Below are 11,389 nucleotides of genomic sequence, written 5' to 3'. Positions count from 1 at the left end.
CTGGCGGGGTGCATGCCCCGCCAGGGCGCCAGTAGTGTGAGCCGCACGAGTTAGCGCAGCTGGGTACGCCGCACGAGAACGAGCCAGGCCACGCCGGCGACCACCGCCACGACCCCGAGTGTGGTCATGTAGGCCCACCAGTCGAGGGCGAACAGGCTGCCGAACCACGTCGCGAACTCGAACGACCGCATCGACAGGATCGCGACGGCGAGGCCAACTACCGCCACGGTGATGAAGAAGCTCCAGATGAAGGTCTGGCGCCAGCGGAAGTAGCCCGAGATAAACGCCGCGCCCACGAGCATCGCGCTCATGGCGATGAGGAAGGTCTGAATCGCCGTCTGCCACAGCGGGCCAAAGCCGACGTACGCGACGTCAAAGAACCGAACCCGCAGTCCGTAGCCGTCCGTTGCGAGCTCGATGCTCTTGCCGATGAGCACGATCGCGGTGAACGCGACGGCGTAGCCGAGGAACACGAGCGAGGTGCCGAGCACGTATTCGCGTCGGGTTAGCCCCAGGCCGAGGGCGAGCGGGAAGTACTGCCCCATCGAGATGAAGCCGAGCATGACGATCGGGCCGAACACGGTGAAGATCGCGCCGTTGAAGCGCATGCCATTGTTCATGCCCTCGACACCCTCGGCGTCGGACACCGAGTGCACAGTGAGGCCGATCGCGATGATGAAGGCGATGGCGATCAGCATGATCACGAGCGGCCAGCCGTACGTCTGCATGCGGTTGATGGTGTGCATCTTGACGACACTCTTGTAGCGCATGGCTACTCCTTTCCTGCCGTGACGGCGCCTGGCGCCGCCGAGGTCGTGAGGTGAACGATGTAGTCCTGCAGCGACACGGGCGCGGTGTCGAGCCCGGCTGCGGATGTCGCGGCGACGATCTCGGTGCGGTCACCGAGCACCGCGGCCGTCGCGAGGCTGCCGAGTGTCTGCAGCTGCAGCGTCTCGCGGTCGGCGGCGAAGGCGCGCACGTCGCTGGCCCGCCCCGAGACCTCGGTCGCCGCGCTGCGCAGCTCGTCGACCGAGGCGTCGGCGAGCACGCGGCCCTCGTCGAGCAGCACGACGTGCTCGAGCAGCTTCGAGACCTCGTCGATGTGGTGAGTCGAGAGCAGCACGGTGCGGGGATGCTCGCCAAAGTCGGCGAGGAGCCGGTCGAAGAACAACCGACGGGCCACGACGTCGAGGCCGAGGTATGGCTCGTCGAAGATCGTCAACGGCGCCCGCGAGGCGAGGCCGATGATGATGCCGACGGCCGAGAGCTGGCCGCGCGAGAGCTTCGGGATCACCCGTTTCACGGGCAGGCGGAAGTCGTCGACCAGCTGCGCCGCGAAGTCGGCGTCCCACTCGGGGTAAAGCCCCGCGGTGATGTCGAGCAGGTCGCTCGCGCGGAACTGTTCGGGGTATTTCTGGCTCTCTTGGATGAACGAGGTGCGAGAGAGCACGCGCGCCGACTCGACGGGGTTCTCGCCGAACACCCGCACGCTGCCGGAAGTCGCGAATTGCTGCCCCGTGAGCAGCTTCATCAGGGTGGTCTTACCGGCACCGTTACGACCGAGCAGACCGTAAATTCGGTGCTCGTCGAAGGTGACGGAGACGTCGTCGAGCGCGTGGACGTCGCGGAAATGCTTGCTGACGTTGGTGAGTTCGATGGCGTTCATGAGGTGGTCTCCTCGGTGATCATGGTGGCGATCTCTTCGGGGCGGATGCCGAGCTGCGCAGCTTCTCGCAGCAGCGGCCGGATGTACTGCTCGCGAAAGCCGTCCTGGCGACGGCGCCGGAGTCGGTCGATGGCGCCGGAGGCAACAAACATGCCGATGCCGCGGCGCTTCGTGAGGATGCCTGCGTCGACAAGGCGGTTGAGCCCCTTGCCGGCGGTGGCCGGGTTGATGCGCAAAAATGCGGCGAGTTCGTTGGTAGAGGGAACGGCGCTGTCTTCGGCGTAGGTGCCGTCGAGAATGCCATCTTCGATCTGTTCTGCCACCGCAATGAACAGCGGTTTGGATTCGTCGAGCATGTCACCTCCGGTTGGTCGTGGCGGCGGGTTCACTACCGCCGTGGTTCATTACTCAGCCAACTAACCATGTAACTACGGTCGAGTCAACCCCGAGCTCTGCTGCCCGGCGTCACTAAGCTGGGAATGGCCGCCCCATGCCCGACCCGAGGAGATCGCCATGACCGAGCACGTGCCCGAGCTGCTCGGCGAATTCGACAGCATCAGCGACCCGAAGATGGCCGCGATCAATGCGAAGAATGGTTTGCCGACGCGGACGCTATCGTCGCGAGCGCCGGCTGGGCGCTCACGAGCGAGCGCGTCGTGAAGCGCCCGGAGGGCATCGACGAGCCGGCGCTGCTCGACCAGATCGAGCGCGAGATGCGCGACGCTCCCGAGCGCCTGCAGTGGGCGATGAATCAGACCCTTGCCGAGATCGGCATCGCGAACCCCGAGCTGCGCGACCGCGCGATCGACATTGGCGAACGCCTCGAGGTGCTCAAGGACTACCCGACTCCCCCGAACTGCACGTCGCCGTTCGCGCCGATTTGGATCGCCGAGATCGTTCGCCGTAACGAGGCCAAGGCGTAATCGACGCCGCGAACCACTCCGCTTCGCGAAAGGGGCGATGCGGCTTGTGTATCGCTGCGGTCGCATTTCTGCCGTCGCGGCCCCAAGTTGGCTAGGCTTGCGAGTCGGGCCACTCGCACGAAAGGGAATGCATGTCGAACTCGCCGAAGCAGAAACTCGAGGTTCCTCCGGAGATCTCGCGGTCGTGGCTACTTCTCTCTGCCCGCTCGACCGACAAGTTTGACTCGGCCCGCGCATCCCGCACCGACCAGCTCATCCTCGACCTCGAGGACGGCGTCGACCCGAATTACAAGAACGAGGCGCGCGAGGATGTGCTCGAGTGGTTCGCTGGCGGCGGCTCCGCCTGGGTGCGCATCAACCCCCGCAGCACCGAATTCTGGGCGGGCGACGTCGACAACCTTGCCGGTGTGAAGGGCCTGCAAGGCGTCATGCTCGCCAAGACCGAGTACCCCGAAGAAGTCTCGGAGACCTTCGAGCGCCTCGGCGGGAACACCCCCGTGATTCCCCTCATCGAGTCGGCGCTCGGCATCGAGTCGGCCGTCACGATCGCGAAGGCGAAGGGCGTCTTCCGCCTCGCGTTCGGCTCGGGCGACTACCGCCGCGATACGGGTACCGAGGCCTCGGACCTCGCGATGGCGTACCCCCGCTCGCGCCTCACGACGGCGAGCGCGATCGCCGGCCTCACCGGCCCGATCGATGGCCCGACCGTGAGCAAGAGCCACCCGGTGATTCGTGAACAGTGCGAGACCGCCGTGAGCCTCGGGCTGACCGGCAAGCTCTGCCTTGACGTGAACCAGCTGCCCGTCATCAACGAGTGCCTGAGCCCGCCTCCGGCCGACGTCGGCTGGGCGCGCGACTTCATCGCCGAGTTCGACGCGCGTGGGCGCATCGTGCGCGACGGCAGCGATCTGCCCCGCCTCAAGCGCGCTGAGCGCATCGACCACCTCGCGCGCGCGTTCGGCATCGAGCCGGTTCGCTACTAGCGCCGCCGCCGAGCAACCGAAAACGGCCCCGGAGCCCACCATCGTGGACTCCGGGGCCGTTGCCGTGGCGCGCTACTTCTTCGCGGCGAAGCGGAAGAGCTTCTTGTTCGCGAACTCAAGCATGCCGACCTTGCCGAGCTCACGACCGTAGCCCGACTTCTTCACGCCGCCGAAGGGCACGTCGGCGCCCTCGAGGCCGGTGGCGTTGATAAACACCATGCCGACGTCGAGCTGGTTGCCGACCGCCTCGGCGTGCGCCTCGTCGTCGCAGAACACCGCCGAGCCGAGCCCATACGGCGACGAGTTCGCGAGGCTGATCGCCTCGTCGTCGGTCGAGAACTTGTAGAGCTGCGCGACGGGTCCGAACAGCTCCTGGCTGTAGACGTCCATCTCGGGCGTGATGCCCGTGATCACCGAGGGCGTGTAGACGTTGCCCTCGGGCGTGTTGTCACCGACGAGCTGCTCGGCGCCCTGGTCGAGCGCGCCCTGCACCTGCTTGGTCAGGGTGCTCGTTGCACCGGACGACGAGAGCGGACCAAAGTCACCGTTCTCGTACGACTGGCCCGCGATGGCCTCCTTGAACTTCTGCGAGAACTCCTCGAAGACCGACTCGTGCACAACGATGCGCTTCGAGCCGTTACAGGCCTGACCCGTATTCTCCATGCGACCACCCACAGCGTGACGCACGGCGCGGTCAATGTCAGCGGTGCCCTCGAGCACGACGAAGACGTCGGAACCACCGAGCTCGAGCACGCACTTCTTGAGGTGCTTGCCCGCCTGCTCAGCAACGATCGCGCCGGCGCGCTCCGAGCCCGTGAGCGAAACGCCCTGGATGCGGTCGTCGGCGATGATGTCCGAGAGCTGCTCGTGGGTCGCGAAGACGTTAACGTAGGCACCCTCGGGGAACCCGGCGTCAAGGAAGAGCTGCTGCAGCGCGAGCGCCGATTCGGGGCACTGCGCCGCGTGCTTGAGGATCACGGTGTTGCCGAGGATGAGGTTCGGCACCGCGAAGCGGGCGACCTGGTAGTACGGATAGTTCCAGGGCATGATGCCGAGGATCACGCCGGTGCCCTGGAAGCGGAAGAACGTGCGCAGGCCGTCCTCCACCTCGAGCTCTTCGTCGGCGAGCCACTTCTCGGCGTTCTCGCCGAACGCCTTCGAGATGGCGCCCGAGAACTCGGCCTCGCCGATCGACTGGTCGAGCGGCTTGCCCATTTCGCGGTTGATGATCGCGCCAAGCTCCTCGCGACGCTCCTCGAACAGCTCACCAAGACGCACCGCGAGCTTCGCTCGCTCGGCGACCGTGGTCTTGCGCGACCACTCCTGGTAGGTCTGCTGCGCCGATGCGAGCGCCTGCTCGATCTCGGTCGAAGTCGCGTCGGGGTACTCGGCAAGAGTCTCTCCCGTGGCAGGGTTAATAACAGCGAAGGTGGTCATTCTGGACTGCTCCATTCTGGATTCGGCGTTGAAGCGGTAAATGGCGTTCAATTATTGCAGCACGGGGCTGAACGCGACCACAGCATGCGCAAATCGGACGCCTTCGCGCGGACTTACGCGCCGCTCGGAGCGCTGCTGGCCTCCACTCCCGCCACGAAACTGGCCGGGCGCTAGCCGTTGTTCCCGGCCACGTTGTGAACGGCTGGAGTCGCCGAAGACTTGCCTTCTCCTCGAGGGCGTCTCGCGTCGACCCACTTGGGTCCGCTCACACGTGGCGTCGCCGTGACCGCCACGGCGTTCGCGGCCACGATGACGAGCATCGCGATCCACGACGTGAGGTCGAGGCGTTCGCCGAGCATGAGCATCCCGACGAGCGCCGCGAGGATCGGCTGCACGCTCATGAAGACACCGAAGAAGTGGGCGGGCACGAGGCGCAGCGCGATGACGTCGACGAAATACGGCACACCCGACGAGAGCACGCCGGCGAGCAGGGCGTAGACGACGACCGGCAGCGTCAGTTCGCTGTTCATGAGCACGAAGATGCCGATCGGCAGGTAGGCAAGCCCCGAGATGCCGGCGGCGGTCGCCGAGCCTTCGACGCCCGGCAGTCGCTGCCCGACGGCGCGATTCGCGAAGATGTACACCGCCCAGCACACGGCAGCGACGAGGGCGACGGCGACGCCGAGATAATCGTCGGTCGCTCCCGGCCGCACGAGCACGACGACCCCAACGCCCGCGGCGATGCCGCAGAGCACGGTGCGCAAGCGCTTCGAGCCGAACAGGGCAATCGCGAGTGGGCCGAGGAATTCGAGGGTGATGGTGAGGCCGAGGCCGATGCGGTCGATCGCGACGTAGACGCAGAGGTTCATGAGCATGAACGTGAACGCGAGCACGAGGATCGGCCGCCACTGCGAGGCCCGGAACCGCCAGAACTTCGGCCGCGCCGCCGCACCGAGCACGATGGCCGCGACCCACTGGCGCACCGCGACCACGCCGACCGGGCCGATCGCGGGGAACGCGAGCGCGCCGAACGACGCACCGAACTGGGTCGAGGTCGCCGCCGTGAGCATGAGGCCAACACCGACGGCTCGATCACGCCCGGTGCCCTCGATCGGGGCGGGAACCGGCGCGGTCGGCAGGTGCTGGGCGAACAGGTTGCGGGCCATGGATCAAAGCTACGATCGCGCCATCGTTACGCAAAATGCAATTGACGGCCTATTGATACGCTGAGCGTATGGATGTGTTTGGCCCCGACCGCCTCGAACTGCGGCACCTGCTGCACTTCGTGGCCGTCGTCGACGCCGGCAGCTTCACGAGCGCCGCGCATCAGCTCGACGTGTCGCAGGCCGCGGTGTCACGCAATGTCAGCGCGCTCGAGCGAGCCCTCGGGGTGCGGCTGCTCGTGCGCAACAGCCGATCGGTGCGCCTCACGACCCCCGGCTCGCGCATCCTCACGCGGGCCCGGGCCACGCTCGCGTCGGTCGATGAGCTGCTGCGCGAGGCGGAATCCGGCGCCGACACCGTGCTCCTGGGTCACGCGTGGTCGTCGTTCGGCGCGCGCACCCAGACCTTCCAGCGGCGCTGGCAGCGCGAGCATCCCGGCACGACGCTGCGTTTCGTACACCACAACCTCGCGAACGGTGGACTTGGCGAGGGGCTTTGTGACATCGCGGTCGTGCGCGACCCGGTTGGCTTCGGGCCCTGGCCGCACGCCCTCATCGGGTACGAGCGGCGCTTCGCCGTGCTGTCGTCTGATGATCCCTGGGCCCGGCGGCGCAGTGTGAAGTGGGATGAATTGCGCGAGCGCACCCTGCTCGTCGACCGAGTCTCGGGCACGACGCGCACCGGGCTCTGGGATGGCGAGCCGAAACCCCGCGTGCTGCCCACCGGCGGCATTGACGACTGGCTCGCGATGATCGCGGCCGGTGAGGGTACCGGGGTGAGCTCCGAGGCGACGGCCGCGCAGTATCGGCGCGAGGGCATCGCGTATCGGCCGATTCGTGACGCGCCGCCGATCGGCGTGCACCTCATCTGGGGCGCGCAGGATGCGCATCCGCTCACGCCGGCGCTCGTCGCCCTCGCGATCGACCTCTACCGCGACAGCCTCGCGCTGCAGCCCGGCGCGCACTAACGGGGCTGCTCCCCCAGCGTCGACGTCACGCCTGCGGGCAGGCCTCAAAGACGTAATCGGGGTCGCCCGCCGCCACGAGCTTCGGGTCGCGCAAGATCATCGTCGTGGGGCGCTCGGGCGCCTCGCATGCTGCCGTGAATCCGGCCTCGCCGAGTTCGTCGGTGTATTCGATGTCGAGCACCACGGGGTACGCCTCGGCGTAATCGGCGCACTCGTCGAACTGCACGCACGACTCGGTGATCGCAAAATCGAAGCCGGCATCGCGCAGCTTGCTCGCGAGTTCGACGGCGTTCTTCTGGGCGACCGCGAGGCCCGCGTCGTGGGTGAGCTGCGCGTACCTGGTCGCGAGGGCGACGTTGTCGGCCTCGGCGAGCGCGCCGTCGGACCGCAGATAGGAGTCGAGATTGTCGAACTCGACGGCGTCGTAGCCGCCGCGCTGACAGTCGAGGATCTCGTCGCCCACGAGCTCCGCGATCGCCGCGCGGTTCGCCTCGGTCGACGTGTCGTAGATGAATTCGTCGGGCCAGCCGGGGTCGACGAGCGGCTCACCACTCGCGGTCACGAGCAACTCGGGGTGCGCTTGGGCGAACGACGCGGAGGCCTCGGGTTGGGTCTGAAAGCCGTTCACGTAGCAAATGTCATAGCCGAGATCGGCGGGGGCGGCCGTGCGGTCGCGCTCGACGACGGTCACGCCCTCGGGCGGGTCGTACGCGCCGCCGAGCTGATAATCGAAGCCCGCGTCTGCCGGAGGCTGGCGCACCTGCGCGACCGAGTCGGCCGCGCATCCGCTCAACGCCAGCGTCACCGCCAGCGTGAGCAGGCCGGGAGCGGTGAGTGTCGGTCGAACCATGCCTACCTTCCGATGTCGCGACGCCGGAAGCCGACGACGCCGACCAGGGTGAGCGCGAGCGTCACGAGACTGATCCAGAGTAGTTGCCATCAGTCAGCGCTCGTGTCGGACACGGTCGGCACATGCCAGAACTCACTCATCGCAGCGCTCAGTCGCAGAGCTTGAACGTCGGCCCGAGCAGCGTCAGCACGAACGAGAGGAGCACGCCCGCTGAGGCGGCACGGGTGACGGTGAGGATCGTGCCGAGGGCACGCCGAAATCGCACCCTCGTCGGAAGAGGAAGCTACATGCCATGAATATCGTGTAGACAAGAGCCAATTCCGGTACCGCGAGAGGATGCACCATGCTGACAGAATTCTTGCGGGATCAGGCCTTTGCGGTTGCTTGGCTGTCAGTCATGGCTGCGGGCTGGTTCGGCTGGTCCCAGGAAGACCCGAGACCGAAGCTCCGAGGCTGGTTGGGAGCAGGCTCGGTGGTCTCGATGCTCGTCGCGATCGCATTTGGGATTTTGGTATGGCGCAATTGGTCGACGTCGACCGCGCTCGAGGGCCGCTACTGGGTGTTCGGCCTGGTGGTGCTCGCCGAGGTCGTGCTCATCGGCGGCGGCTGCATCGTGCTCGCGCGGCAGAAACAGACGCGATGGTATGGCTGGTGGATCGGCCTATGCGTTGCCCTGCACTTTGTCGCCCTCGTCTTCGTGTTCGAGGACTGGTCATATCTCGTACTGACGGCCGTGCAGGTCACTGGCCTGATGCTGTTGCTGCCAACGCTCCGACGTGGCACCTATCAGACGAGCCGATGGGCCTGCCCATGGATCGCCGTGACGTTTCTGCTCTTCGCGGTAGTCTCCGGCGTCAGCTTCTTGCTGAAACATGGCTATCCGTTCTGAGGGCAAAGGGCGCTGCAGCGGGAACGAAGCGTTGTTCGTCGAGTCAAGTTCGGCCGCGGCGCCTTGGACAACCTGGCCCGAGTCTCGCCCTAGGCTGAGGGAATGACCAACCCCGCGGCGCCCTCGCGCGAGCCACGAACTCCTGCCGGGCCCGACCGCACCTCGGTGCTGCGGGCGCTCGGACTCGTGCTCGTCGGTTCGCTCGGAATTCAGACCTCGGCCGCGATCTCGTCGGGACTCTTCGGCGACTTCGGCACGTACGGCACCTCGGCGGTGCGTATGCTTATCGCCGCCGTGCTCATGCTCGTCATCGTGCGGCCTCGCCTGCGCGGTCGCGGCCGGCGCGAGTGGCTCGGCATCTGCGTCTATGGCGTCGCGATGGCCGCGATGAACCTCTGCCTCTACAACGCGATCGACCGCATCCCGCTCGGCGTCGCCGTGACCCTCGACTTCCTCGAGCCGTGCGCGATCGCGCTGCTCGGCTCGCGGCGGCTGCGCGAGGGTCTCTGCGCGCTCGTCGCCGTCGCCGGGTCGCCCTCATCTCGGCAGGCCCGCTCTGCTACTTCGACCTCGCCGGGTACCTGTTCGCGCTGGGCGCCGCGTTCTTCTTCGCGGTCTACACCATTGGCGCCGACCGCATCGGCAAGGCGAGCAGCGGGCTCGACGGTGTCGCGCTCTCGGTGACGATCGCGGCGGTGGTGACCCTGCCGATCGCCGTGCCGCAGTTGCCCCGCATCGACGGGCCGGACTGGTGGTTATTCACGTTCTCGGCGGTGATCGGCGTCGCGATTCCGTTTTCGGTTGACACCATCGCCGGCCGCATCACCTCGGCGCGCATCATTGGCGTGCTCTTCGCGGTCGACCCGGCGCTGAGCAGCCTCGTTGGCTTCGTGCTGCTCGGCCAGGCGATGTCGCCGCAGGCGATCGCGGGCATCGGCCTCGTCGCCGTCGCGGGCGCGCTCATCGTCTGGTTCGCGAAGCAGCCGAACCCGGTCGGCGCGCATCCGTTGCCGCCGAAATAGCTCGGGTCGACGGCTCAGGCGGGCTCGACCAAGTTTGACCGTGCGCTCGAGGCATACCGGGCGCTCGGCGCGACGTTGTTGACGGAGTATGTCGCGTCGGCGTCACATGTGACGCCTCGTGAATCATCGTGACGCGGCTCGCTTCCGTCCGCCGCCCGCCGCCCCTAACTTGGCTGCACGTTCACTCGACCGACCAAGTGAGGGGCCATGACCACGACCAAGCAATTGCACGACCACTTCGCGCCCGTGTTCGCGAGCATCGCGGCCGGCGCCGTCGAGCGCGAACGCGAGCGCGCCCTGCCGGTCGCCGAGGTGCGCGCGCTCGCCGAAGCGGGCTTCGGGCGGGTTCGGCTGCCCGAAGCGGCCGGTGGCTTTGGTGCCACCGTGCCCCAGCTTGCCGCGCTGCTCGTCGAGCTCGCCGCCGCCGACTCGAACGTCGCGCAGATCTGGCGGGGCCACATCGCCTTCGTCGAGGACGTACTCGTGTCGCGCCACAGTGACTTCCGAGCGCGTTGGCTCGCGCGGCTCGCCGAGGGTGCCGTGGTCGGCAACGCGTGGAGCGAAATCGGCTCGGTCGAGCGCGGCCAGCTCGGCACGAAGATCGACTTCGTCGGCGACGCGGCGAGCGTGACCGGCGAAAAGTTCTACACGACCGGCTCGATCTACGCCGACTACTCCGACACCACGGTGCAGGCCGACGACGGCACGCAGTACATCGCGGTCGTGCCGCTGGACCAGGACTCGGTGACCATTAGCGACGACTGGGACGGCTTCGGCCAACAGCTCACCGGAACGGGCACGATCGTGTACAGCGGTGCCGCGGTCGAGCGCGCCGACGTGATTCCATTCGACGACCGCTTCGCCTACCAGACCGCGCTCTACCAGCTCGTGCTGCTCGCGACACACGCTGGCATCGCTCGCACGGTGCTGCGCGACGCCTCGTCGGCGGTCGCCGCCCGCGAGCGCACCTACAGCCACGGCAACGCCGATCGGGTGCGCGACGACCCGCAGATTCTGCAGGCGGTCGGCGAGATCGGGGCGACCTCGTTCGCGGCCGATGCGCTCGTGCAGCGCGTCGCCGAGTCGATCGAGCACGCTTACCAGACGGCAGCCGCCGTGCGGGGCGGCCTTGGCGGCGACGACTCGGTGGCGGCGGCACAGGCCGCCGTGGTCGCTTCGGAGCTCGATTCGGCGCGCGCCCAGGTGACGCTGTCGCGCCTCGTGCCCGAGGCCGCGACCCGCCTGTTCGACGCGCTCGGCGCATCCGGGGTGCGTGCCTCGGCCGCGCACGATCGGCACTGGCGCAATGCCCGCACCGTCGCCTCGCACAACCCCTGGCTTTACAAAGCACGCACCGTCGGCGACTTCGAAGTCTCCGGCACCGAGCCCGCGTATCAGTGGGCGATCGGCACCGTGACGCGGCAGGCAACGGCGACCGCACCGGTGTCGTAGCGCTCGCGAACGAGGTCGGGCCGCGCAGCTGGACGC

13 protein-coding genes and 1 pseudogene are annotated in these 11,389 nt (G+C 67.4%); 8 read left to right on the top strand and 6 right to left on the bottom strand.

Going from position 1 to position 11,389, the window contains the following annotated elements; translation table 11 throughout:
* Positions 1-50: 50 nt before the first annotated feature.
* From QM019_RS11795 to QM019_RS11785, 3 genes are read right to left on the bottom strand one after another with little or no spacing between them, the layout of a single operon-like run.
* Positions 51-770, bottom strand: a complete 720-nt coding sequence (locus QM019_RS11795) for a hypothetical protein (protein WP_282853152.1) — start codon at positions 768-770, stop codon at positions 51-53.
* Positions 771-772: 2 nt separating this feature from the next.
* Positions 773-1,666 carry an ABC transporter ATP-binding protein gene (locus QM019_RS11790; RefSeq protein ID WP_282827967.1) on the bottom strand — a complete coding sequence of 298 codons (894 nt, stop codon included), beginning with the start codon at positions 1,664-1,666 and terminating at the stop codon, positions 773-775.
* On the bottom strand, positions 1,663-2,022 hold the full coding sequence (locus QM019_RS11785) for a GntR family transcriptional regulator (protein WP_125106380.1): 360 nt from the start codon (positions 2,020-2,022) through the stop codon (positions 1,663-1,665). The genes QM019_RS11790 and QM019_RS11785 overlap by 4 nt, the downstream gene beginning before the upstream one ends.
* Positions 2,023-2,179: 157 nt before the next feature.
* On the opposite strand from QM019_RS11785, the gene QM019_RS11780 reads away from it, so the two are divergent.
* The 3 genes and pseudogenes from QM019_RS11780 (at position 2,180) to QM019_RS11770 (ending at position 3,572) form a co-directional block, all read left to right on the top strand.
* Positions 2,180-2,326: a hypothetical protein gene (locus QM019_RS11780; protein WP_282853154.1), complete on the top strand. Its 147-nt coding sequence runs from the start codon at positions 2,180-2,182 to the stop codon at positions 2,324-2,326.
* A pseudogene (locus tag QM019_RS11775) lies at positions 2,260-2,589 on the top strand (DNA alkylation repair protein); the annotation flags it as partial. The gene QM019_RS11780 and the pseudogene QM019_RS11775, both read left to right, overlap by 67 nt.
* Positions 2,590-2,720: 131 nt before the next feature.
* The gene (locus tag QM019_RS11770; RefSeq protein WP_193128547.1) at positions 2,721-3,572 is read left to right on the top strand and encodes an HpcH/HpaI aldolase/citrate lyase family protein; all 852 of its coding nucleotides are present in this window, start codon (positions 2,721-2,723) and stop codon (positions 3,570-3,572) included.
* 72 nt (positions 3,573-3,644) lie between these two features.
* On the opposite strand, the gene QM019_RS11765 is transcribed toward QM019_RS11770, so the two are convergent.
* Both QM019_RS11765 and QM019_RS11760 read right to left on the bottom strand, forming a co-directional pair.
* Complete coding sequence (locus QM019_RS11765) at positions 3,645-5,009, bottom strand: aldehyde dehydrogenase family protein (protein ID WP_282853151.1); 1,365 nt, start codon at positions 5,007-5,009, stop codon at positions 3,645-3,647.
* Positions 5,010-5,179: 170 nt separating this feature from the next.
* Positions 5,180-6,175 carry an EamA family transporter gene (locus tag QM019_RS11760; protein WP_282853150.1) on the bottom strand — a complete coding sequence of 332 codons (996 nt, stop codon included), beginning with the start codon at positions 6,173-6,175 and terminating at the stop codon, positions 5,180-5,182.
* Positions 6,176-6,243: 68 nt separating this feature from the next.
* On the opposite strand from QM019_RS11760, the gene QM019_RS11755 reads away from it, so the two are divergent.
* A complete protein-coding gene (locus QM019_RS11755; protein ID WP_282853149.1) occupies positions 6,244-7,140 on the top strand; it encodes a LysR family transcriptional regulator in 897 nt (298 codons plus the stop codon).
* Positions 7,141-7,165: 25 nt separating this feature from the next.
* Here the strand turns inward: QM019_RS11755 and QM019_RS11750 are convergent, their stop codons facing one another.
* Entirely contained in the window at positions 7,166-7,990 is an 825-nt protein-coding gene (locus QM019_RS11750) for an endo alpha-1,4 polygalactosaminidase (RefSeq protein ID WP_282853148.1), read from the bottom strand.
* Between the two features lie 343 nt (positions 7,991-8,333).
* Here QM019_RS11750 and QM019_RS11745 point away from each other — a divergent pair, with 343 nt between their 5' ends.
* From QM019_RS11745 to QM019_RS11730, 4 genes are all read left to right on the top strand, one after another.
* Positions 8,334-8,879 carry a hypothetical protein gene (locus QM019_RS11745; RefSeq protein WP_125106385.1) on the top strand — a complete coding sequence of 182 codons (546 nt, stop codon included), beginning with the start codon at positions 8,334-8,336 and terminating at the stop codon, positions 8,877-8,879.
* Positions 8,880-8,981: 102 nt separating this feature from the next.
* Positions 8,982-9,563 (top strand): EamA family transporter, encoded by a 582-nt coding sequence (locus tag QM019_RS11740; RefSeq protein WP_282853146.1) that lies wholly within the window; start codon positions 8,982-8,984, stop codon positions 9,561-9,563.
* Positions 9,461-9,901 carry an EamA family transporter gene (locus QM019_RS11735; RefSeq protein WP_282853153.1) on the top strand — a complete coding sequence of 147 codons (441 nt, stop codon included), beginning with the start codon at positions 9,461-9,463 and terminating at the stop codon, positions 9,899-9,901. The genes QM019_RS11740 and QM019_RS11735 overlap by 103 nt, the downstream gene beginning before the upstream one ends.
* Before the next feature lie 207 nt (positions 9,902-10,108).
* On the top strand, positions 10,109-11,353 hold the full coding sequence (locus QM019_RS11730; RefSeq protein WP_282853144.1) for an acyl-CoA dehydrogenase family protein: 1,245 nt from the start codon (positions 10,109-10,111) through the stop codon (positions 11,351-11,353).
* Positions 11,354-11,389: the final 36 nt, after the last annotated feature.

Source organism: Gulosibacter sediminis, from assembly GCF_030011715.1.
Lineage (GTDB): Bacteria > Actinomycetota > Actinomycetes > Actinomycetales > Microbacteriaceae > Gulosibacter > Gulosibacter sediminis.
This window is presented reverse-complemented; position numbering and strand designations above follow the sequence as displayed.